This is a genomic window from Paraburkholderia sediminicola (genome assembly GCF_046026855.1).
Classification (GTDB): Bacteria; Pseudomonadota; Gammaproteobacteria; order Burkholderiales; family Burkholderiaceae; genus Paraburkholderia; species Paraburkholderia sediminicola_A.
The window spans coordinates 125,859-149,657 of record NZ_JAQQET010000017.1 but is presented as its reverse complement, the minus strand read 5'-3'; the positions used below and the strand labels follow the sequence as shown (position 1 = coordinate 149,657).

The 23,799-nt window shown below is 61.9% G+C and carries 15 protein-coding genes and 2 tRNA genes; 8 read left to right on the top strand and 9 right to left on the bottom strand.

The annotated features are described in order from the left end of the window. The first annotated feature begins 180 nt into the window (after window positions 1–180). Window positions 181–1,335 carry a glycosyltransferase family 4 protein gene (locus tag PQR40_RS20260; RefSeq protein WP_408235406.1) on the top strand — a complete coding sequence of 385 codons (1,155 nt, stop codon included), beginning with the start codon at window positions 181–183 and terminating at the stop codon, window positions 1,333–1,335. Between the two features lie 159 nt (window positions 1,336–1,494). Here the strand turns inward: PQR40_RS20260 and rpiA are convergent, their stop codons facing one another. From rpiA to rnr, 3 genes are all read right to left on the bottom strand, one after another. Beyond that, window positions 1,495–2,190: a ribose-5-phosphate isomerase RpiA gene (gene rpiA, locus PQR40_RS20255; protein ID WP_408340494.1), complete on the bottom strand. Its 696-nt coding sequence runs from the start codon at window positions 2,188–2,190 to the stop codon at window positions 1,495–1,497. A 195-nt stretch (window positions 2,191–2,385) separates the two neighbouring features. After that, the gene (gene rlmB / locus PQR40_RS20250) at window positions 2,386–3,132 is read right to left on the bottom strand and encodes a 23S rRNA (guanosine(2251)-2'-O)-methyltransferase RlmB (protein ID WP_408235400.1); all 747 of its coding nucleotides are present in this window, start codon (window positions 3,130–3,132) and stop codon (window positions 2,386–2,388) included. Between the two features lie 195 nt (window positions 3,133–3,327). Further along, window positions 3,328–5,844, bottom strand: coding sequence for a ribonuclease R (gene rnr, locus PQR40_RS20245; RefSeq protein ID WP_408393644.1), 2,517 nt, complete (start codon window positions 5,842–5,844; stop codon window positions 3,328–3,330). Window positions 5,845–6,148: 304 nt separating this feature from the next. Between rnr and PQR40_RS20240 the strand changes: the two genes are divergently transcribed. Further along, window positions 6,149–6,235 (top strand) — tRNA-Leu (locus PQR40_RS20240). 262 nt (window positions 6,236–6,497) lie between these two features. Continuing rightward, window positions 6,498–6,584: transfer RNA gene (locus PQR40_RS20235), tRNA-Leu, on the top strand. Between the two features lie 196 nt (window positions 6,585–6,780). Here the strand turns inward: PQR40_RS20235 and PQR40_RS20230 are convergent. The 6 genes from PQR40_RS20230 to PQR40_RS20205 form a co-directional block, all read right to left on the bottom strand. Further along, window positions 6,781–7,122 carry an L-rhamnose mutarotase gene (locus PQR40_RS20230; RefSeq protein WP_408235379.1) on the bottom strand — a complete coding sequence of 114 codons (342 nt, stop codon included), beginning with the start codon at window positions 7,120–7,122 and terminating at the stop codon, window positions 6,781–6,783. Window positions 7,123–7,183: 61 nt separating this feature from the next. Then, window positions 7,184–8,320, bottom strand: a complete 1,137-nt coding sequence (locus PQR40_RS20225; RefSeq protein ID WP_408235376.1) for a mandelate racemase/muconate lactonizing enzyme family protein — start codon at window positions 8,318–8,320, stop codon at window positions 7,184–7,186. 7 nt (window positions 8,321–8,327) lie between these two features. Then, window positions 8,328–9,221: a carbohydrate ABC transporter permease gene (locus PQR40_RS20220; RefSeq protein WP_408235373.1), complete on the bottom strand. Its 894-nt coding sequence runs from the start codon at window positions 9,219–9,221 to the stop codon at window positions 8,328–8,330. A gap of 4 nt (window positions 9,222–9,225) precedes the next feature. Further along, window positions 9,226–10,167 carry a carbohydrate ABC transporter permease gene (locus PQR40_RS20215; RefSeq protein WP_408509735.1) on the bottom strand — a complete coding sequence of 314 codons (942 nt, stop codon included), beginning with the start codon at window positions 10,165–10,167 and terminating at the stop codon, window positions 9,226–9,228. Between the two features lie 75 nt (window positions 10,168–10,242). Then, a complete protein-coding gene (locus PQR40_RS20210; protein ID WP_408235367.1) occupies window positions 10,243–11,565 on the bottom strand; it encodes an ABC transporter substrate-binding protein in 1,323 nt (440 codons plus the stop codon). Between the two features lie 95 nt (window positions 11,566–11,660). Further along, on the bottom strand, window positions 11,661–12,725 hold the full coding sequence (locus PQR40_RS20205; RefSeq protein ID WP_408339703.1) for an ABC transporter ATP-binding protein: 1,065 nt from the start codon (window positions 12,723–12,725) through the stop codon (window positions 11,661–11,663). A 229-nt stretch (window positions 12,726–12,954) separates the two neighbouring features. Between PQR40_RS20205 and PQR40_RS20200 the strand changes: the two genes are divergently transcribed. The 5 genes from PQR40_RS20200 (at window position 12,955) to PQR40_RS20180 (ending at window position 23,789) form a co-directional block, all read left to right on the top strand. Beyond that, window positions 12,955–13,770, top strand: a complete 816-nt coding sequence (locus PQR40_RS20200; RefSeq protein ID WP_408509734.1) for an IclR family transcriptional regulator — start codon at window positions 12,955–12,957, stop codon at window positions 13,768–13,770. Between the two features lie 691 nt (window positions 13,771–14,461). Next, a complete protein-coding gene (locus PQR40_RS20195) occupies window positions 14,462–15,742 on the top strand; it encodes an efflux RND transporter periplasmic adaptor subunit (protein ID WP_408509733.1) in 1,281 nt (426 codons plus the stop codon). 15 nt (window positions 15,743–15,757) lie between these two features. Beyond that, window positions 15,758–18,889 carry an efflux RND transporter permease subunit gene (locus tag PQR40_RS20190; protein WP_408235355.1) on the top strand — a complete coding sequence of 1,044 codons (3,132 nt, stop codon included), beginning with the start codon at window positions 15,758–15,760 and terminating at the stop codon, window positions 18,887–18,889. Then, on the top strand, window positions 18,886–22,209 hold the full coding sequence (locus PQR40_RS20185; RefSeq protein WP_408235352.1) for an efflux RND transporter permease subunit: 3,324 nt from the start codon (window positions 18,886–18,888) through the stop codon (window positions 22,207–22,209). Before PQR40_RS20190 ends, PQR40_RS20185 begins: the two co-directional genes overlap by 4 nt. After that, window positions 22,206–23,789 carry an efflux transporter outer membrane subunit gene (locus tag PQR40_RS20180; RefSeq protein ID WP_408393650.1) on the top strand — a complete coding sequence of 528 codons (1,584 nt, stop codon included), beginning with the start codon at window positions 22,206–22,208 and terminating at the stop codon, window positions 23,787–23,789. The genes PQR40_RS20185 and PQR40_RS20180 overlap by 4 nt, the downstream gene beginning before the upstream one ends. Window positions 23,790–23,799 lie beyond the last annotated feature (10 nt).

Here is a 23,799-nt window from a genome sequence, read left to right as displayed (position 1 = left end):
TTCGCCTCTTGCGAATCGTGTGTTCAATCATTTCGCCCGACTTCGCACCTTATGCGCCCGACGATCGACGTTTCTCCACTCGCCCATTCTTTGCCACTGGTTCAGCCAGCCCGGATCGATCCCTCCGCCGCGCCGGCATCATCGGTACCGACGGCAACATCGGCAACACTTTCGCCGACGATGCCGAGTGTGCTATTTGTCGATCAGAGCGGCCAGCTTGGCGGTGCCGAATTCGCGCTCCTGCAACTGGCCGGAAGCTGCATCGCACGCAGCGAAGTCGTGCTGCTTTCCGATGGCCCATTCCGCAGACGTCTCGAAGCGCTCGGCGCTCGCGTGCAGGTGCTCAACGACGCGCGCGTGTCTGGCATCGTTCGGCAAGCGTCCGGATTGAACTGTCTGCGCGTCGTGCCAGGCATTGTGCGCCAGGTCCGTGCGATCGCGGCGCGTGCGCGCACATTCGACGTGCTGTTTCTCAACACACAAAAAGCACTCGTGCTGGGTGCGCTCGGCAAACCGCTGCATCGCAAACCAGTGATCTGGTATCAGCACGACATTCTCACGCGCGAGCATTTTGGACGCGTGCAGCTGAGCGTCATCAAGTGGCTGGTGCGTTTCGCCGTTGATCAGGTGATAGCGAATTCGCAGGCATCGAAACGATCGTTGATGGCGCTGACCGGCATCGCGGCCGACTCGGTGCCGGTCGTCTACAACGGTATCGACGCCGGCGCGTTCAAGCGTATCGATGGCACCGACATGGCCGCGCTGCGCCGGCGTCTGGGCTTGCCCGAGCATGCGTGGCTCGCGGGTTTGTTCGGTCGTCTCGCGTCATGGAAAGGTCAGCACATTGCGCTCGAGGCGATGGCGCGGTTGCCCGACGTGCACCTGGTGCTGGTCGGTGCGCCGCTATTCGGCGAGGACGCGTACGCGCAGCGTCTGCATGAGCAGGCCGATGCACTGGGCGTAGCGGATCGCGTGCATTTCGCGGGCTTTCAGGACGACGTGCCCGCATGGATGAAAGCGATGGATGTGATCTTGCACACGTCGACCGAGCCGGAGCCGTTCGGGCGGGTGATCGTCGAAGGGATGGCGGCTGCGCGTCCGGTGATTGCAGCGGCCGCGGGCGGTGTGACCGAGATCGTCCGGCATCAGCGCAATGGCTGGCTGGTGAAACCGGGGGACGTGGCCGCGCTGGCCGATGCGATCGGCGCATTGCGCGCCGATCCGGCACTAGCGCAGCGTCTCGCGGATCAGGCGCTTGCCGATGCGCAAAATGAGTTCTCAGTGGATCAGTATTTGCAGCGGATGATGCAGGCGATCGGGCAAGCTGCGGGCTAGCGCTGGTTGACGTTGATTAGTGCGGGCAGACGTTGGACTTTGCGGGAGCGGGAGCGTGCCGAAGTAGGCTGGTGCCGGTCAACGCGGGCTCATACTGGGTCAATGCTGGCGCGCGAGTCCGCCGAAGCAGGCTCGCGCTTCACTGCAGAAGCGCCCTACTCAGCTCCTGCTGTATTCGATCGTCTCAACGCCCGTATCCGTGCCGAGCATGCACAGATTCGCGCCGCGGCCTGCGAAGAGGCCCGCCGTCACCACACCCGGCCATGCATTGATGTGCATTTCCAGCGTGCGCGGGTCGCTGATGCGCAGACCCTTGACGTCGATAATCTCGTTGCCGTTATCGGTAATGAACGGCACGCCTTCCTGGGTCACACGCACCACCGGCACACCGCCGAGCGCCGTCACGCGACGGCCGATCGCGGTACGCGCCATCGGCACGACTTCGATCGGCAGCGGGAAGTTGCCGAGCGTGTCGACCAGCTTGCTCGCATCGGCAATGCAGACGAATACGTCCGACACCGATGCGACGATTTTCTCGCGCGTCAGCGCGCCGCCGCCGCCCTTGATCATCGCGCCGCTATGGTCGATCTCGTCGGCGCCGTCCACATACACCGGCAGCGAATCGATTTCGTTCAGGTCGAGCACCTTGAAACCGTGCGACTGCAGACGCGCGGTGGTGGCGAGCGAGCTCGACACCGCGCCGCGATAGCGGGTCTTGCTGGCGGCCAGCGCGTCGATGAAACAGTTCGCGGTGGAGCCAGTGCCGACGCCGATCACGGAGCCTTCCGGCACGTTGGCGTTCACATAGTCGGCGGCGGCCTGGCCGACCAGTTGTTTGAGTTCGTCTTGGGTCATGGGAAATGCAGGCGAGCAGTAAAAACGATGAGTTTACCGGAGTGGCGAGCGAGCGCCGGATTTACCCGGCGCGGCGGCTGGCAAAAGTGCTCGCCACGCGCGTCCGAACGCTGCTTCTACCGGCGATATGCGAGCCGGCCCTGCCATGAGCATGGATAGCTCGGCGAACGGACCGGCGTCGAATGATCAGGGGATTTACTTCTTCTTCACCGAGCGCTGACGCACGGCTTCAAACAGGCACACACCGCTCGCCACGGAAACGTTCAGGCTTTCGACCGTACCCGCCATCGGAATCTGCATGATCATGTCGCAGGTTTCGCGCGTGAGGCGCCGCATGCCCTCGCCTTCGGCGCCCATCACCAGCGCGACCGGACCGTCGAGTTCGGTCTCGTAGAGGCTCTTGGTCGCCTCTTCGGCGGTACCGACCACCCACACGCCCGCATCCTTCAACTCACGCAGCGCGCGCGCCAGATTCGTGACGGTGATGTACGGCACGGTGTCGGCTGCGCCGCTCGCCACCTTCGCGGCCGTCGCGTTCAAACCCACCGCGCGGTCACGCGGCACGATCACCGCGTGCGCGCCGGCCGCATCGGCCACGCGCAGGCAGGCGCCGAGATTGTGTGGATCGGTCACGCCGTCCAGCACCAGAATCAACGGCGAACCGTTGATGCCGTCGAGCAGTTCGGCCAGATTCTGCGCGAGCGGCATGTCGGTCGCACGCGCGACCACGCCCTGGTGACGCTCGGTATGCGCGAGACCCCACAGACGCGTTTCGTCGGCGGCGATCAGACGCACGCCGGCTTCTTTCGCCGTGTGCAGGAACTCGGTCATGCGACGGTCTTTGCGCGTGGCGTCGTAATAAACCTCTTCGACCGTCGACGCGTCGTGCCGCAGACGTGCGGTCACTGCGTGGAAACCGTATAGAACCTTGAGACGTGACATGACTGAGAAACCTTTGATTGAACGCGCCTTGAAACGCGCGCTGCTGTGATGAATACGAGCTTGCTTACTTTGATGCTTGCTGTGTTGCCTGAGTACCCGCTTCGGTACCTGACCTGATCACGATAAAACGAAGACCGCGCGCATCGGGTACGTATCAACGTACCCGATGCGCGCGGTTCAAGCCGTCATGCGATTTCAGCGCTTCTTGCGGGCCTGCGGTTTCGATGCCGGCTTGGCCGGAGCCCCACCATGCTTCTTCGCCGCACCGCGCGCCTCGCGCGCTTCCTTGACGGCCGCGGTTTGCGCCGGCGCTGCCTTCTTGCGCCGACCACCCGCACCTGCCGCCCCGCCGCCTGCTCCGCCATCCCCCGGCGGCAACGAACGCACACGTGCGCCGCCGCTTTCGGCTGATGTCTTGTCGGCGAGGGCCGGCCGATTCGTCGGCGGCTTGATCGGCGTATCGCGCACGAGGCGGAAGTCGATCTTGCGCGCATCGAGATCGACGCGGCTTACCTGCACCCGCACGCGATCCGACAGGCGGTAGCGAATGCCGGTGCGCTCGCCGCGCAACTCGTTCTTGATTTCGTCGTACTGGAAGTAGTCCGAGCCCAGTTCGGTGACGTGCACGAGGCCTTCGATAAAGAGCGAGTCGAGCTGCACGAAAATGCCGAACGACGTCACGCCGCTCACCATGCCGCCGTACTCTTCGCCGAGCTTGTCGCGCATGAAGTAGCACTTGAGCCACGCTTCGACGTCGCGCGATGCTTCGTCCGCGCGGCGTTCGTTAGCCGAGCAATGCAGACCGAGTTCTTCCCAGATCGCCACGTTGTTCGAACGCTGGCGGCCACGCTTTTCGTCGTCGGCTTGCTGCATCGCGCGGGCGCGCGGCGACAGCGCCGTATTCAACTCGACGCCATGCGGCGGCTCCGGCTGATATTTGCGGCCTTGCAGGATCGCGTAGATCGCGCGGTGCGTGAGCAGATCGGGATAGCGGCGGATCGGGCTCGTGAAGTGAGCATAGGCTTCGTACGCGAGACCGAAGTGGCCGATGTTGTCCGGGCTGTAGACGGCCTGCTGCATTGAACGCAGAAGCATGGTTTGCATCATCTGCGCGTCGGGCCGTTCACGGATTTGCGCCATCAGCGCCGCGTAGTCGCTCGCATGCGGCTTGTCGCCGCCGCCGAGCGAAAGTCCCATGCCGCGCAGGAACGTGCGCAGATTCTCGAGCTTCTCGACAGTCGGCCCGGCGTGCACGCGGTACAGACCCGGATGCTTGTTGCGCTTAAGGAAGTCAGCCGCGCAGACGTTCGCGGCCAGCATGCATTCCTCGATCAGTTTATGTGCGTCGTTGCGGGTGCGCGGCACGATCTGCTCGATCTTGCCCTGCGCATTGCAGACGATGTAGGTCTCGGTCGTATCGAAGTCGATCGCGCCGCGCTTCTGGCGTGCGGCGAACAGCGACTTGTAGACGCCGTACAGGTTCTGCAGTTGCGGCAGCAAGGCGGCGCGGCGTGTCGCTTCCGGACCCTTGGTGTTCTTCAGCACCGCGGCGACTTCGGTGTACGTCAGGCGCGCGGCGGAATTGATCACCCCGGGATAGAACTGATACGCCTTCACTTCGCCGCGTGCGGTGACGATCATGTCGCACACCAGTACGCAACGGTCGACATGCGGATTCAGCGAGCACAGCCCGTTCGACAGTTTCTCCGGCAGCATCGGAATCACGCGGCGCGGAAAGTACACCGAAGTGCTGCGTTCGAGCGCGTCCGCGTCGAGCCCGCTCTTCGGATGCACATAGTGCGAGACGTCCGCGATCGCGACGATCAGGCGGAAGCCTTCACCACGGCCGACCTGAACCGGCTCGCAATAGACCGCGTCGTCGAAGTCGCGGGCATCTTCACCGTCGATCGTGACGAGCGGCACGTCGCGCAGGTCGATGCGATGACGCGCGTCGACTGGACGGACTTCGTCGGGCAGCTTGGCGGCTTCGTCGAGCGCTGCCTGGCTGAATTCGTGCGGCACGCCGTACTTGCGCACCGCGATTTCGATTTCCATGCCGGGGTCGTCGATATCGCCCAGCACTTCCACCACGCGGCCGAGCGGCTGCGAATGACGGCTCGGGAAATCGGTCAGCTCGACCACCACCACCTGGCCGACCTTGGCCTTCTTGGTGTTCTGCTGGATCAGGATGTCGTGGCCAATGCGCTTGTCTTCGGGCGCGACGATCAGCGCGCCGTTCTCGTTGAGCAGGCGGCCGATCACGCGTTTGTTGGCGCGATCCGTGACTTCGACGATATGCCCTTCCGGCCTGCCGCGGCGGTCATAGCCGACGATACGCGCAAGCACGCGATCGTTGTGCATGACCTTCTGCATTTCGCCGGTGGGCAGGAACAGATCGTCCTGACCGTCGTCGCGAATGAGGAAGCCGTAGCCGTCGCGATGGCCCTGCACGCGGCCCGCGACGAAGTTCGACGGATGGGTCAGCTGATAGAGATTGCGCTGATCGAGCCGAATCTGGCCGTCGCGCTCCATGGCGCCTAAGCGCTTGAAAAATCCTTCGCGCTCCTGGCGCTTGATCGACAGGGCTTCGGCGATGTCGTTCGCGGCAAGCGGCGCTTCACTCAAGCGCAGGACGCCGAGGATTTCTTCGCGGCTTGGGATCGGATACGGGAATTTGCTCAAGGGCTTGTCGATGATTTTTTCTCGTTGCATGGACGTCGGTCGGCGATGTGGCTCGGCTTAAGAAGCGTTTGGGTTGCGCTTAAGTTGCACTTGCGATTGCACTGGAATGACTGCTCGGGTCCGGCTCGTTCAAGTCTGAGTCCGACGGGCGTGTGCACCGTGCCAACGAACTACTGCGAGGCATTCTAACACCCGTCTTGCGCGCCACGCGGCCCGGCAATAATCGCTGTGAGCCGCATGCAGGCTCGCTGCAGCGATGTTTAAGCGACTTTTGAGAAACGCTTGACAGCCCTGAATCTGTCGCTATAATGGCGTTCTTTGCTGTTCATCACCTGCCCAGGTGGCGAAATTGGTAGACGCACTAGGTTCAGGTCCTAGCGGTGGCAACACTGTGGAGGTTCGAGTCCTCTCTTGGGCACCAGATTCAAAAGTAAAGCCGCCTGATGTTTCACATCGGCGGCTTTACTTTTTGTGTGAAGCTATGTGTGATCCGCTTCTGATTTTTCGATCGGATCATGTGGCTGGCAGGACGGTTGTGCCGACGCAAGTTGGCATGGTCAAGCAGTGAAGTTTTGCTTCGCTGCATGGCACAACCGGGCGGTTGATGACGCAATGGTTTGTTTGCATGTGGGGATTGACACACTGCATCATCGCGCTAAAATATCGGTCTAGCTTGAAGACGTGCCCAGGTGGCGGAATTGGTAGACGCACTAGGTTCAGGTCCTAGCGGTGGCAACACCGTGGAGGTTCGAGTCCTCTCCTGGGCACCAACAGTTGTTCCGGCGTAAGCCGAAGAAGTCCGAGAAACCCCGTAAGATCAACGTCTTACGGGGTTTTTTGTTTTCTACAGATCCCTTGCGTTCCACTGACATCGACGATTTTTGCGTATACGCCTGCGTATACACGGAATCGCGCACGGAATCGACTGGCAAACCACTGCCCAGACGGGTGCCTTCGAGCCCCCCATCATGGTTGCCGTGACAAATCGAAAATAAGCGCCGCTTCGACCCATTTTTCACCGGGCGGGGTCCACGGCGTTGGGGCCTGAAACTTCGACATCAGACTCTGCCATTCCGCCAGCACAGGATCATTTGCTTCAGCATCCGCAAACCGTTGAGCGCTGAAGATTGCGCCATCTGTCTCCATCAGCATGCACAGCCGGGTGCCCAAACGGAAAATTTCCATACGGGTGATACCGTGAGTGCGCAGATAATCCGCCACCTCCGGCCAGATCTCGCGATGCATGGCTTCGTACTCGGCAATCAGATCGCGGGAGTCCTTGAGATCCAACATCAGGCAACGTCTCATTGGGTTCTCCAAAGGTCGTGCACGCCCGTCACCACGCCTCTCTCCGGCTGCGCGCGGTCCATCATCTGCCTCCGGCCGCGACACGCTCAGCGGGCGTTCCAATCGACCTATGTACGTGCTGCCTCGCGCGAATCGCGTCCCAGTCCCAATCGATGCCAAGACCTGGCTCGTCCGGCGCGACCGCATACCCCTGCTCAATCTTCACACGCGAACCCGTGAGCGTGTCGATCTGCGGGATGTATTCGACCCATGCGGAATTCGGCACCGCTGCGCACAGGCTCACGTGGAGTTCCATCAGAAAATGCGGGCAGATCGCGATGTTCATCGCCTCGGCAAAATGAGCGATCTTCAACCACGGCGTGATCCCACCGACGCGCGCAACGTCCGCCTGCACAATCGAACAGGCGTCTGCCTTCATATATTCGGCGAACTGCGCAGGATGGTATATCGATTCGCCGACCGCGACCGGCACCGCCGTGGCTGCACTCAGTTGCCGATGGCCGGCAATGTTTTCAGCGGGCAGCGGCTCCTCCAGCCACGCGAGGTGCAGCGGCTCGAATGCGTGTGCTCGCCGCAGCGCCTCCGAAAGCGTGAAGCCCTGATTCGCGTCGACCATCAGCTCGAAATCGTCGCCCACCGCATCCCGCACGGCCACAAGTCGCCGCACATCTTCGGAAAGATGTGGGCGCCCGACCTTCAGCTTCGCACCGCAGAATCCCGATTCCTGCGCCTGCAAGGTCTGCTCGACAAGCTCGCCCTCCGACAGGTGCAGCCAGCCGCCCTCCGTCGTATAAGTCCGCACGCGTGGCTTTGCACCGCCCGCGGCAATCCACAACGGCAGTCCGGCCACACGCGTATTGCGATCCCACAGCGCGGTGTCGATCGCGGCCAGCGCGAGACTCGTGATCGCACCAACCGCCGTCGCGTGCGTGTGATAGAACAGATGCCGCCAGATCGCTTCATATTCCGCGGGATTGCGGCCGATCAGCTGCGGCGCCAGATGGTCGTGCAGCAACGCGACGATCGACGAGCCCCCTGTGCCGATCGTGTATGTGTAGCCTGTGCCTTCGCTGCCGTCGCTACAACGGATCGTGACCAGCACTGTTTCCTGAACGACGAACGACTGGATGGCATCCGTGCGCCGCACTTTCGGCTGAAGGTCAACCTGCCGGATTTCTACGGTTTCGATGTGGGTCATGGTTGTTCTATCCTTTGACGCCGCCAAGCGTAAGACCTGCGATCAGGTGTTTCTGAACGATAAATGTAAGGATGATGGCCGGAATAATGATGATTACGGCCATCGTGCACATGCCGGCCCAGTCCACCGTGAACTGCGCTGTAAAGTCCATCAAGCCGACGGGCAGCGTTTTGGTATCGGGGCTGCGGCACAGTTGCGACGCCAGCGCGAACTCGTTCCAACTGGTCAGAAACGCAAAGATCGCCGCCGACGCCACCCCCGAGCGCGCAAGCGGCAGCTCGATATGCCAGAACGCCTGCCAGCGGCTGCACCCATCGATCTGAGCAGCCTCGGCCAGTTCCGCCGGCACTTCGCGAAAGAACCCGTCGATCAGCCAGACCGTGAACGGTACGTTCATCGCAAGGTAGACAATGATCACGCCGATATGCGTGTCGAGCAGACCTGTCCACGCCCACAACATGAAGATCGGCAGCGAGAGCGCGATGCCCGGAATCGCACGCGTGAGCATCAGCACCACGAACAAGAGCTTTTTGTGGCGGAACTCGAAACGCGCAAACGCATAACCACCGGCCACCCCGACCACGATCGCAGCGATCGTGCTCGCCAGAGAAATCACCACCGAATTTACGAAGTACTGACGAATCGGCAGCGACGCCATTCCGCCAAAACCCAACACATTGCGGAAGTTATCGAGCGTATAGCTGCCGGCATCGAGCAGCGGCTCGTTCGACAGGATCGCGACATTCGAGCGGAAGGCGTTGAGCATGACCCAAAGGCCGGGCAGGCAGATGACCGCCATGACAAGGAAGACCGCGAGCCACAAAGCTCCCCGTTTCACCGGTGCTCGCAGCGAATCGAATGTGGATGCACGATTGGAAGCGCGATTGAATGTAGTACCCATGATGTCAGGCCGGCCCCATGTGTTTGCGCGCCGCGTTGAGTTTGCGGAAAAAGTACAGCGTGAACAGCACCGATACGAGCACCGACACGTAGCCGATGGCATTCGCGTAACCCATGTGCGAATCGTCGTAGGCGATGCGGCCCACCATCGTCCAGAGCAGTTCGGTACGGCCGCCCGGACCGCCGTTGGTCATGATGCGCACGATGTCATAAGCCCGGCCGACGTCCAGCGAACGGATCGTCATCGCGATATAGATGAACGGCATCAGGTAAGGCAGCGTTACGTAACGGAAGGTTTGCCACGGCGTGCAGCCGTCGACTTTGGACGCTTCGATCGGATCCTTCGGGAGTGCCATCAGACCGGCGAGGAGAATGACCGCGAACACCGGCGTCGAATTCCACACCTCCGCCGCGATCAGCGAAGCGAGCGCCGATTGCGCGTCGACCAGAAACGGAATCGTGGTCTTCAGTCCGAATACCGTTTGCAGTACATGGTTGACGACACCGGTGCTGTCGTTAAGCATGAACTTGAACTGAAAACCGACGAGCACTGGCGAAAACATCATCGGGAACATCATGATGGTGCGCAGCGCGCGCTGGCCTTGCACAATCTGGTTGAGCAGCAACGCGATTCCGAGGCCCAGCAACAGTTCCAGATTCAATGCAATCGTCAGGAACAGCACGGTACGACCGAACGCGGCCCAGAAATCCCCATTTGCAAACGCGCGCATATAGTTTCGCAGGCCGACGACGTTCCAGATCGTGTCCGGATCGATAAGCCTGTACGCGGTGAAACTCGTGTAGAGCGAAAAAAGCAGCGGCAGCACAACGACGATCGCTACCGAAAAAAAAGCCGGCAGTAGCAGCCTCAACGGAACTGCCAGGCTCTCATTCAGAACCGGTCCGGGAGATTGTGCGGCAGGCGAATAGCGGATATTGAATCGCATATTGGAGCGCATGCTGAGGCAGGGGAAAACGGATCGACTGCATGGCGCGGCGCGCAGGCCGCGCCATGCATGTCACTAGTTGGATGCGTCCTGCATGATGTCGGAAACTTTTTTCGCCGCATCGTCAAGCGCCTGCTGGGACGATTTGTCGCCGATCAGCGCCTTCTGCAGTTCTGGCCACAGCGCGTTGGATATCTCGTCCCATTGCTGAATCCGCGGAGGCGTAAAGGCATCCTGCTGAGCCGCCGTGCTGAACACCGAGATCGCATGCGCCATATACGCATCCTGTTTCGCCTCGAACTCCTTCACGATCGCCTGCTGCGCATCGACCCGCGACGGAATCGTGCCGAGCCGCGCCTCCACCATCTGCGAATCGAGGCTGGTCAGGAACTGGATGAAGCTCGCTGCGACTTCCGGGCGGTCACAGGTCTTCGTGATCGAGAAGCTATGCGAGCCTGACCAGCCAGGCCGCTTGTTGGCAATGCCGAGCGGCGCCGGCACCACGCCGACGTTGCCAGCCAGTTTTGAAGTCTTCGGATCGTTGTAGAACGAAGCAAAGCCTGGCCAGTCAAGATCCAGTGCCACTTTGCCTGCAGCAAAGTTGTTGCCGAGATCGTCCCATACATAGCTCGGCACCCCCTTGGGTACGGCTCCCGCCTTGTATAGGTCCACGAACCAGTTCAGCGTCTTGACGCCGATCGGCGAGTTAAACACAGGACGATTTTTCCCATCCAGCAACTGCCCGCCATTGGCGATCAGGAGCGAATAGAACGTGCCTGTGATTGCCTCATCCTTGCCGGGGAATTGCGTGCCGTAAAAGTTCGGCGCTTTGGTGAAGAACTTCGCCTGCTGCGTGAATTCAACATAGTTCTTCGGCGGCGCGAGCGGCTCGCCAAACTGCTTGTGATAAGCGCTCTGGTTGGCCGGATCGGCGTAGGCCGCTTTGTTGTAGTAGAGCGCCTCAATGTCGACCGAGCGCGGAATCTGCACCAGATGCCCCTTTATTTCGGACTGCTTGAGCAGACTCGGCGAGAACGCCGCCAGGTAACTGGCCGGGAACAGGCCCTTCAGATCACGAAAAATCGGGTACTGTGCCGAGAAATTCGTGTGGTTGGACGACACGCAATAGTCGATATGACCCGATGCGATGTCCTGTTTCAACTCGCGATCGAGCTCGAAATGGCTCTTGCGCGATACGATCTCGACTTTCGCACCCGTCTGTTTTTCCCACAGCGGAATGCGCGTGTAGAGCGCCTCATACTGGACGCCGCCGATCAGCTTGACCCGCAGCGTGTAGCCTTTGTATTCGCCGTCGGCATGTGCGAGACCCGACGCGACAACACCCGCGAGCGCAAATACCGAAGCTGCGAGCCTGAACATGGTTTTATAACGCATCATTGTCTCCTCCTTTATGGATTCCGCCGTGGACCGCGCAGCTTGCCGGCGGCAACTGTGCAATGCGAGCCTCGCGGCGGTTTGGCTCGCCATCCTGTTTAGCGCAGCCGTCGCCCGCTGCTGCGGTCGAACACGAGTACCTTGGCGGGGTCCGCTAGCAGCGCGATGGTCGTGCCGGCACGCACATCGGTACGGCCGGTCAGCATCACGCAACAGGCCTGGCCGACGACCGTGCCGAACAATTCAGTCGCTGCACCGGTCGGCTCGACCACTTCGAGCGCGAACGGCATGCCGTTCGCGCCGGCAAGGCTCAGATGCTCGGGACGAACGCCGTACGTCACCTGCTGTCCATTCGTGGCGTTGACGAGCGGCGCCGGCAACGCAAGCCCGCCGACGCGCACGCATGCGCCATCCCCCTGCCGTTCGTAAGTACCCGCGAAGAAGTTCATCGCAGGCGAGCCGATGAAGCCCGCTACGAAGAGATTGTCGGGATCGTCATATAACGCAAGCGGTGTGCCGATCTGTTCGATCACGCCACCGTTGAGCACGACGATGCGGTCTGCCATCGTCATCGCCTCGATCTGGTCGTGAGTCACATAGACTGTTGTGGCACGCAGGCGCTGGTGCAGCGCCTTGATCTCCGCGCGCATCTGCACGCGGAGCCTCGCATCGAGATTCGAGAGCGGCTCGTCGAACAGGAACACCTTTGGGTCGCGCACGATCGCGCGGCCCATCGCCACCCGTTGCCGCTGACCGCCCGACAGATGGCGGGGATGACGATCCAGCAGATCCTGCAAACCCAGCATGGTCGCCGCCTTTTGCGCGCGCGAGGCAATCTCCTGCGGATCGCGATTGCGCAGCTTGAGCGCGAACGTCAGATTTTCGAGCACGGTCATGTGCGGATAGAGCGCGTAGTTCTGGAAAACCATCGCGATATCGCGATCGCGCGGCGGCCGTGCATTGACGACCTCGCCGTCTATCAGGATGCGCCCGTGGCTGACGCTTTCGAGGCCCGCCAGCGCACGCAGCAGCGTGGATTTCCCGCATCCGCTCGGCCCGACCAGTACGACAAACTCCCCGTCCGGAACCTGCAGGTCGATCTGCTTCAACACCTCCTGTTCACCAAACGATTTTCTGACCTGCTCGAATGCTACGGCTGCCATCCGCCCTCCTTTCCGGGTCATTCAGTAACCGGCCGTTGAGCGCAGTTGACTACTCTCGCCGTACCTCCAAGTAAATTGTATATATGAAACTCTATTTCATTGATGAAAAGTTAGTAGGTGTTTTCCCCGTCCGTCGAACGGGTCGTTTAACGCTCACACAACCTTCAGTCGCCCTACAATCCGTCTGGTTATCATGTGCGCCATTTCATCTGCGATTTCAGGAGGAAACTTGAACGCCAACGCACCGCGCTATTCGGCACCTGCACTGGAAAAAGGTCTGGACATCATCGAATTGCTGGCGGACCACGCGGAGGGTTTGTCTCTTGCGGAACTCGCAAAAGAACTCGGCCGTACCACCGCCGAAATATTCCGGATGGTCGTGACGCTGGAAACGCGCGGCTACCTTTGCAGCATCGGCGACCGGTACGTTCTATCGCTGCTGCTTTTCCAACTGGCGCACCGGCATCAGCCCGTGCGCTCGCTAGTATCGAGCGCGCTGCCGCTGATGACACAACTCGCCAAAGAGGCCAGCCAGTCGTTTCATCTGTGCGTATATCAGAAGGGACGCGTGCTGATCGTCGCCGGCGTCGAAAGTCCGGAGCGTTGGGGCTTTGCGTTGAAGGTCGGCACGTTGATTGGGCTCACCGATACCGCGTCGGGACAGGTACTGCTCGCCTTCCAGGAAGAACCGCAACGCGTCGAGATGTTCGAACTGCACGTTCCGGTGGACGGCGAACGGGCCATGGAACCGCAACAGCTTGCGAAGGACCTCGCGCAGATCCGCAAACACGGTAACGCACGTATGTCCAGCCGGCAGGTCAAGGGGGTGAAGAATCTGGCCTACCCTGTGTTCGGCCGGGACGGTCATGCCATTGCGGCACTGACGACGCCCTATATCGAGCGAATCGACGAGGCCCCCGTGCCGTCGATGGCCGAAGTCGGCGACATGATGAAACAGGCAGCGGAAACGCTCACTTCATTGATGGGTTTCAACGTCTATTGGGATGCGGCTTCGCAGCCCACCCAGCAATCCGATCGTCGATGAAACTGAAGGTGACCGGTCAGGCTAGGGTGCAAATTACGGGCGCGAGCGAATAAAGGCTCATTCGCCATTGCATCATCCGACACGTGCCCTCGTATCGGACGCGCTGCCGAATGAGTGATAACGCGGCCTAAATAATTTCAAAAAGCTTTCGGCGAATATTGCCACTCGCCGTGACAGCCGTCCCCCCAAAAACCCCACGTTCAACCGTCCGTTGCCGCAGGCTGCCTGCTGGAATACACCCGACGGCGTCTTTCAGACCCCAACATGTTTCACGCTGGTAACTCAAGCCTTGCGCACACCCGGTACATTGATGCCATGCCTCGTCGCAATCGCTGTCCACCCGCTTCCACCAAGGCAAACATGAGCAATACACGGTCTGTCAGCAAGGCCCTCCCGGCAGTCAGCGACTCGCCGCACGCGCTATCCCGCCGGGCCATCTTGACCAAACATTACCGCCGATTGCAAAGCGGGTTCATCGTCATGGGTCCAATCGCGAGGCCATAACGTCGCCTTGTACCGGTCACCATGTGATGCATTTTGCGCAATCGCTTTGCTTGCGATTAGCTAACACCATGCCAAAAGCTCATTGAGTTGTGACAACGCACGAGAACCGTGGCATGTTCCCAAAATCCCGGCAGAGAATGACTCCCCGCCCGATCATCAACGGCAGCATCTGTTTTCGGAGATACCTATGAGCGAAGCCGTGTCCAAGCAACCAAAGCGCTCCCGACGCGGGCTCATTCTGTTTGCGGTTGTCGTGCTGGCGCTGATCGCGCTTGTCCTTGTCCACCTGTTGACCCGGAAGAAACCCACGAACAACGTCGCGCCCATCGTCGTCACCGTGGCGAGCGCGACACTCGGTTCGATGCCAGTGACGTTGAGCGAACTCGGCACGGTCACGCCGACCGCCACCGTCACCGTGCTGCCGCAGCTAAGCGGCTACCTCACGGCCGTCGGGTACCACGAAGGCCAGGAAGTACAGAAAGGCCAGTTCCTCGCCCAGATCGATCCGCGCCAGTATCAGATCAGCAAGCAGCAGGCTCAGGCGACACTCGCCAAAGACCGCGCAACGCTGGCCCAGGCGCATGCCGATCTTGTCCGCTTCACGCAGTTGAACGAGCGCAAGTCGATCGCCCAGCAGACCTTTGCGGATCAGCAATTCCTCGTGCAGCAGGACGAGGCTGCGGTCCAGGCCGATCTCGCCAACATCGCCCAGTTCGACCTCGACCTGACCTATTGCCGCATCACCGCGCCGGTCTCCGGCAAGGTCGGCCTGCGTCTGGTCGACCCGGGCAACTACGTGACGGCGTCATCGTCGACGGGGATCGTCGTCATCACCACCATCAAGCCGACTACCGTGCAGTTCACGGTGCCGCAAGACGCGCTGGCCTCCATCGTGCAGCGCCTGAATGGCGGCGCTACCTTGCCGGTCACCGCCTATTCCAGCGACAACGCGCGCGAGGTTGCCACAGGCGTGCTCTACGCCGTCAGCAACCAGATGGCCACGGCGACCGGTACCGTCACCTTGCGCGCGACTTTCCCCAATGAAGACGAAGCGCTGTTCCCCAACGAGTTCGTCAACGTCAAGTTGCTGGTTGATACGATGCAGAATGCCGTGCTGGTGCCGACCGCCGCCGTGCAATCTGGCGCGCCGGGCGACTTCGTCTATCTGGTCAATGCTAACAATACGGTCTCCGTGCACAAGGTCAAGCTCGGCCCGAGCGACGGTAAGAACACGGTCATTGTGTCCGGCCTTGCCGCAGGCAATCACGTGGTCACGGACGGCACAGACCGGCTGAACGACGGCGCCAAAATCCAGGCGGCCAAGCCGAAACCCGCGGTGGGCGCCTCCGGCACGGCCACCGCCAGCGCGCCGGCCAGCGGCGCAGCAAGTGGCGCCGCCGCCGAGCCTGCCGCCTCCGAACCCGCTGCTGCATCCGCGGCGGCGTCGGCCCATGCTGCTTCGTCGTAGCAGGCTCACGCGCCGATGAACATTTCCCGCCTGTTTATTCTTCGACCGGTAGCCACGCTGCTGCTGATGATCGCCCTCGTGCTGGTGGGCCTCGTCGCCATGCGTGTGCTGCCGGTTTCATCGCTGCCCAACGTCGACTATCCGACCATCCAGGTGCAGACGTTCTATCCGGGCGCGAGCCCGGACGTGATGGCCACCACGGTCACGGCGCCGCTCGAAGTGCAGTTGGGCGAGATCCCCGGCTTGCAACAGATGACGTCGTATAGCTCGGACGGCGCGTCGGTCATCACGTTGCAGTTCGATCTGTCACTGAACCTCGACATCGCCGAGCAGAACGTCCAGCAGGCCATCAATGCGTCCAACAGCTACCTGCCCTCCGGCCTGCCGGCGCCGCCGACGTATGCCAAGGTCAATCCGGCCGACCAGCCGATCCTGACGCTCGCGGTCACGTCGAGGTCGATGTCGCTGACCCAGCTTGAAGACGTCGCCAACAACCGTCTCGGCACCAAGATTTCCGAAGTGTCGGGCGTGGGCGTGGTCACAACCAGCGGCGGCAATGTGCCGGCCATCCGTGTCGAAGCGGATCCGCACAAGCTGGCCGCCTACGGCCTGAACATCGACGATCTGCGCACACTGCTCAGCTATGTCAATGTCAGCCAGCCGAAGGGCAATTTCGACGGCCCGGACCTCGACTACACGATCAACGGCAACGATCAGATCACCGATCCGAAAGACTATCTGGACACGGTGATCGCCTACCAGAACGGCGCTCCGGTATTCATGCGCGACGTCGCGCGGGTCAGTCAGGCCGCCCAGGACGTTGAGCGCGGTGCCTGGTACAACGGTACACCGGCCATCGTGCTCAACGTGCAGCGGCAACCGGGCGCGAACGTGATCGCGACCGTCGACCAGATCATGAAGCAACTGCCGCAGCTCGAATCCACGCTGCCGGCCGGCATGAAAGTGACCGTGGTGTCGGACAGCACGGGCGTGATCCGCTCGTCGGTCCACGACGCGGCGTTCGAACTGATCCTTGCCATCATCCTGGTGATTGCGGTGATCTTTGTGTTTCTGCGCAACGTGCCGGCCACGCTGATCCCGAGCGTCTCGGTGCCGGTCTCGCTGATCGGCACGCTGGCCGTGATGTACCAGATGAACTACTCGATCGACAACCTTTCGCTAATGGCGCTCATCATCGCCACCGGCTTCGTGGTCGACGACTCGATCGTGATGATCGAGAACATCGTGCGTTATCTGGAGGAAGGCAAGACACCGCTCGAAGCCGCAATGGAAGGCGCGGGGCAGATCGGCTTCACGATTCTGTCGCTGACCATCTCGCTGATTGCCGTGCTGATTCCGCTACTCTTCATGGGCGGCGTGATCGGGCGTCTGTTCAGCGAATTCGCAGTGACGCTTGCCGTCACCATCGTGATATCCGCAATCGTCTCGCTGACCGTGGTGCCGATGCTCTGCGCGCGCATGTTGCGCGCGCAGGCCGAACGTCATCCCAGTCGCTTTGAGCGGATCAGCGAGGGCCTGTTCGACAAGACGCTCGCCGCCTATGAACGCGGGCTGCGCTGGGTGCTGGATCACCAGGTGCTGACGCTCATGGTGGCCGTCGGCACGGTCGTGCTGACCGGCATCCTGTACGTGGTGATTCCGAAGGGCCTCTTTCCCGTGCAGGATGTCGGCGTGATCGAGGGGATCAGCGTGGCCGATAACTCGGTGTCGTACACCGCGATGGTGAATCGCCAGGGCGCGCTTGCCGATGCGATCCTGAAAGACCCGGACGTCACCTCGCTGACCTCCTACGTGGGTATCGACGGCACTAACTCGACGCTGAACAATGGCCGCTTCCTGATCAATCTTCGCGATCGCGACAAGCGTTCCGACACGGCGCAAGAGGTGGCGCGCCGTCTGCAACAGGAAGTCGCCAGTGTGCCGGGCGTCAGGCTCTACATGCAGCCTGAGCAGGATCTGACGCTCGACACGACGGTCTCGCCGAACCAGTACAGCTTCGTGCTGCGCGGACCGAGCCAGCAGGCGTTCCAGAAGTACGTGCCGGAACTGGTTGCGAAGCTGAAGCAGATTCCGTCGCTCGCCGACGTGCAAAGCGACATGAATACCGACGGCCTCAGCGTGAACGTCGAAGTCAACCGGCAACTGGCGGCGCGCTTCGGCATTACGCCCGCGACTATCGACAACGCGCTGTACGACGCGCTCGGCCAGCGGATCGTCTCGACCATCTTCGAGCAGTCGAACCAGTACCGCGTGATTCTCGTCGCCAAACCGGAATCGTTGCCGAACGTGCAGTCGATCGGCAACCTGTATCTGCCGAGTCAGACCAGCAGCACGGGCCAGGTGCCGCTGTCGGGCATCGCGAAGATCCAGATCACGAAGTCGCCGCTCGTGATCAGTCATCTGGCGCAGTTTCCATCGGTCACCATCTCGTTCAACCTCGCGAAGGATGCGTCGTTGAGCACGGCGGTCAAGGCCATCCATCAAGCCGAACAGTCGGTGAACCTGCCGCCGTCGATCACCTCGTCGCTGCAGGGCGCGGCCCAGGCATTCGAAGATTCTCTGTCGAGCGAAGTCTATCTGCTGATTGCAGCGCTGGTCGCGGTGTATATCGTGCTCGGCGTGCTGTATGAGAGCTTCATCCATCCAGTGACGATTCTGTCCACGCTGCCCTCGGCGGGCATCGGCGCCCTGCTCGCGCTGATGATCGCCGGCAGCGACCTGGATGTGATCGGCATCATCGGTATCGTGCTGCTCATTGGTATCGTCAAGAAGAACGCCATCATGATGGTCGACTTCGCACTGGACGCCGAACGCAATCACGGCAAGCCGCCGCGCGAGGCGATCTTCGAGGCGTCGCTGCTGCGTTTTCGCCCAATCCTGATGACCACGCTCGCCGCCATGCTCGGCGCGCTGCCGATGCTGCTCGGCTCCGGAACGGGTTCCGAATTGCGCCGGCCGCTGGGGATCGCGATCATCGGCGGTCTGACGCTAAGCCAGATGCTGACGCTCTTCACCACGCCCGTGATCTATCTGTTCTTCGACAGAATGGCCGAGCGTACGAGACGCTGGCGCAACCGCAATAAACCGGAGAATTCACCGCCCGGCGCAGCGGAGGATACGCCTTGAACATCTCGGCGTTATTCATCCGGCGGCCCGTCGCGACCACGCTTCTGGCCATCGCGATCCTGATCTCGGGGGCACTCGCCTACTTCCGGCTGCCGGTTGCGCCGTTGCCGAACATCGCCTTTCCGGTGATCGTGGTGCAGGCGAACATGGCGGGTGCGAGCCCGAACATCATGGCGTCCACAGTGGCGGAGCCGCTCGAGCGGCGACTCGCCACTATTGCCGATGTCGAAGAACTGACTTCGATCAGCTACGTCGGCTCGTCGATGATCATTATCGAGTTCGGGCTGAAGCGCGACATCAACGGCGCCGCGCGCGACGTCGAAGCGGCCATCCAGGCGGCGCGCGCCGACTTGCCGACCACGCTGCGCAGCAATCCGAGCTATCGCCAGTACAACCCGGCGGATGCCCCCATCATGGTGCTCTCGCTGACATCGGACACGCTCACCAAGGCACAGCTCTACGATTCCGCAGATTCGGTCATCCAGCAGCAGCTCTCGCAGGTCAACGGTGTGGGCCAGATCACGCTCGGCGGCGGCGCGTTGCCCTCGGTGCGCGTCGAGTTGCAGCCGGGTAAGCTGAACAGTTACGGCATCGGTCTGGAAGACGTGCGCGCGGCGATCAGCGCAGCCAACGCGAACAGCGCGAAGGGCCATCTCGACGAGGGTGACCAGCGCTACGTGGTCACGTCCAACGACCAGATTAGTCACGCTGCGCCGTACAAAGACCTGGTGGTCGCCTACCGTAACGGCGCGCCGGTCCAGTTGCGCGACGTGGCTCAGGTCAGGGACTCGAACGAAAATATCCGCAATGCCGGGCTCTTCAATGGCAAGTCCGCCATTCTCGTGATCGTGTATCCGATGCCCGGCAGCAATGTCGTGAGCACCGTCGCGCAGATCCGCAAGGTCCTGCCGTCAATCGAAGCGACACTGCCGAGCAGTGTGCACGTGGACATTGCGGTCGACCGCTCGGAGTCGGTCAGAGCGTCGGTGGGCGACACGGAGCGCACGCTGTTCATCGCCGTGCTGCTGGTGGTGGGTGTGGTGTTCATTTTCCTGCAATCGCCGCGCGCCACGCTGGTGCCGGCCGTCGCGCTGCCGCTGTCGATCGTGGGCACCTTCGGGCCGATGTACCTGCTCGGCTACAGCATCGACAACCTTTCGCTGATGGCGCTCACCATCGGTACCGGCTTCGTGGTCGACGATGCGGTCGTGGTGCTGGAAAACATCGTGCGTCACATGGAGTTGGGGCTCAGTCCGAAAGAGGCGGCCTTGAAAGGCAGCGGCGAGGTGGGCTTCACCGTGATCTCGATGAGTCTGTCGCTGATTGCGGTGTTCCTCCCCATCATGTTGATGCCGGGCGTCGTCGGCCTGCTGTTCCATGAGTTCGCGGTCACGCTGTCCGTCGCCATCCTGATCTCGCTGGTGATTTCGCTAACGGTCACACCGGCCATGTGCGCCTATGTGCTGAGCCGCGACAACGCCGGGCATTCGAAAGCCCGTTGGGCGACGTGGATCGAAAAGCAGTTCGATCGCTTCAAGAATGCTTATGCGCGCTCGCTCGCGGCCGTACTGGACCATGCACTGCTGGTCATCCTGCTGTTGATTGGCCTCCTCGTCGCCAACGTGTTCCTGTTCAAGCTGGTGCCGGCCACCTTCTTTCCCGAGCAGGACACGGGCATCCTGATTGGCCAGATCATCGCTGACCAGAGCATCTCCTTTCCAGCGATGCAAAAGAAGCTCACGCAATTGCAGGAGATCGTGCAGAAGGATCCGGCAGTGGCCTCGGTCGCCGGCTTTACCGGCGGCCGCGCACTCAATAGCGCGAACGTGTTCATCGAACTCAAGCCGCTGGCGCAACGCCATGCCACGGCCACCGAAGTCGTGAACCGCCTGCGGCCCAAGCTCAATGGGGTCTCGGGCGCGCGGCTCTTTATCCAGGCACAGCAGGATCTGCGAATCGGCGGACGGCAATCCGCCGCCGAGTATCAGTACACACTCACCAGCGACGATTCCGCCGCGCTGTTCAAGTGGACGCCGCTACTCGTCGCTGCGCTCGGCAAGGAGCGCGGGCAATTGCTCGATGTGAACTCGGATTTGCAGCAAAACGGTCTGCAGACCTACGTCACCATCAATCGCTCGACGGCGGCGCGCTACGGCTTTGCGCCGAACCAGGTCGACAACGTGCTGTATGACGCGTTCGGCCAGCGGACGGTGTCGACCATCTATAACCCGCTCAACCAGTATTTCGTGGTGATGGAAGTGGCGCCGGATTACTGGCAGTACCCGCAAGCGCTCAATCAGATTTACCTGAGCACGGCGTCGGGCAACGCCACCGGCACGGCGGGCACGCAGATGCCGGGTGCCACCGTGTCCGGCGTGACAGTGGCGACCGAAGCCGGCACCACCACTTCGTCGGGCACAAACACGCTCAACTCGAACGCGCAAGCCAACGCGACCACCAATAGCATCGCCAACAGCAAGGGCGGCAATTCGACCGGCAGTGCAGACAGCACGTCGGCTGAAACCATGGTGCCGCTGGCGGCGCTGGCATCGTACTCGAACAGCCACACGTCGACACAGGTGAACCACCAGAGCGGCCTCGTGGCCGCGACGATTTCGTTCAACCTGCCGGCAGGCGGTTCGTTGAGCCAGGCGGCCGTGTCGATCAACAACACGATTCGCGAGATCGGCATGCCCGCCAGTATCCACGGATCGTTTGCCGGTGCGGCGGCGGCCTACTCGCAGTCCATGGGGACGGTGCCGCTGCTGATCCTGGCGGCGCTCGGCGTGGTGTATATCGTGCTCGGCGTGTTGTACGAAAGCTCGATCCACCCGCTGACCATCCTGTCGACACTGCCGTCCGCGGGCATCGGCGCGACGCTGGCATTGCTGATTTTCGGCACACCGTTCTCGGTGATCGCGATGATCGGCATCATCCTGCTGATCGGTATCGTCAAGAAGAACGGCATCATGATGGTCGACGTCGCGATCCACTTGCAGCGCAGCGAAGGCATGCCAGCGAAGGAAGCGATTCACTCGGCCGCCGTGGTCCGTTTGCGGCCGATCATGATGACCACATTCGCGGCCGTGCTCGGCGCGGTGCCGCTGGCCATCGGCATTGGCCAGGGCGCGTCGCTGCGCCAACCACTCGGCATCACGGTGATGGGTGGCCTGATCCTGAGTCAGGTCTTTACCCTGTACACGACGCCGGTGATCTACCTCTACCTCGACCGCTTGCGTTTCAAGCTGGTCAGATGGTCCGCCAACCTGCCATGGAATCGCGACGCGCAGCAACCCGGACAACCGGATACGAGGGCATGACGATGAAGATTTCCCGTAACCGCTTTGGGTCGCCTGGTGAGCCACCTGGTGGGTCGCCCAGTGGACCGCCCGGTGGCTCACTTAACCGCGTTGGCCGCCTTGGCTCCCTGCGGCCGCTGGCCGTCGCGACGCTTGCCCTGCTGGCGAGCGGCTGCATGGTCGGCCCAGACTACCACCGGCCGCAAGTCAACGTGGCCGCCACCTACTCGGAGTTGCCGGGCTGGACGCAAGCCGAACCCGCGGCGGAGAAACCGAAGGGCGACTGGTGGACGGCCTTCAACGATCCGCTGATCGACCAGCTCGAACCGCTGGTGTCGGTATCGAACCAGACCGTGCGCGCGGACTACGCGAACTATCAGGAAGCGCTGGCAGAAGTGCGAGCAGCGCGTGCCGGTCTGTTCCCGACCATCGGCGCAACCGGTTCGGGCACCAAGGCGCGTAGCTCGGTCGGCAATGCCGCCAGAGTGGTCAACTCGGCCTCGCTGGAAGGCAACGTCAGCTGGGCGCCTGACCTGTGGGGCCAGGTGCGGCGCACGATCGAAGAAAACGCCGCGACGGCGCAATCGAGCGAAGCGACGCTCGCCAATGCGACGCTCTCCGAGCAGGTGGCGCTGGCCACGGCGATTATCCAACTGCGCACCAGCGACGCCAATATCGACCTTCTGCAGAAGACGGTCGTGGCCTACCAGCACTTTCTGGACGTCGTGTCCGACCAGGATCAGGCGGGCACCATCCCGCCGTCCGACGTGATCTCTGCCCGCACCCAGCTCGAGACGGCGCAGTCCAATCTGATCGCGCTCGGCGTGGCGCGCGCTCAAGACGCGCACGCGATCGCCGTGTTGGTGGGCAAGAATCCGGAAGAGCTGTCAATTACGCACAGCACCACGATGCCGACGCTGCCGGGCGTGCCCGTCGGCGTGCCGTCGACGCTGCTCGAACGCCGGCCCGACATCGCCGCCGCCGAGCGCAAGATGGCTGCGCAAAACGCGGCGATCGGCGTGGCGGTGTCAGCGTATTACCCGGCGATTTCCCTCTCCGGGCTGGCCGGCCTCACGCAGTCGCCGTTGTCCGGTCTGTTCAACGTGGCCAACTACGTCTGGTCACTGGGCGGCAGCGCCACCGAAACGCTGTTCGACGGCGGCTTGCGCAGCGCGGACGTCGACGCGGCGAAAGCAGCCTACGACGCGGCCGTCGCGAACTACCGGGGCACGGTGCTGACGGCATTCCAGAACGTTGAAGATGACTTGAGCGGCTTGCGGATCCTGACCGAACAATCGGCCGTCCTGGATACGGCCGTGAAAGACGCGACCCGTGGCGCCGAAATCGCGTTCAACGAGTATCAGGCCGGTACGGTGGACTACACGACGGTGGCGACCGCGCAGGCCACACAGTTGAGCGCCCAGCAGACCGCGCTGAATGTTCAGGAGACGCGCCTGCTGGACGCGGCGTCGCTATTCGGCGATCTGGGCGGCGGCTGGTCGGCAGACCGGTTGCATGATCCGCGGCACCCGGACCGGCAGGCAGCGCCTGCGCAGACGGGGGATGCGGCAGCGGGAACGGTGGACGCGAAGGCGCAGTGATTTTGAAGGG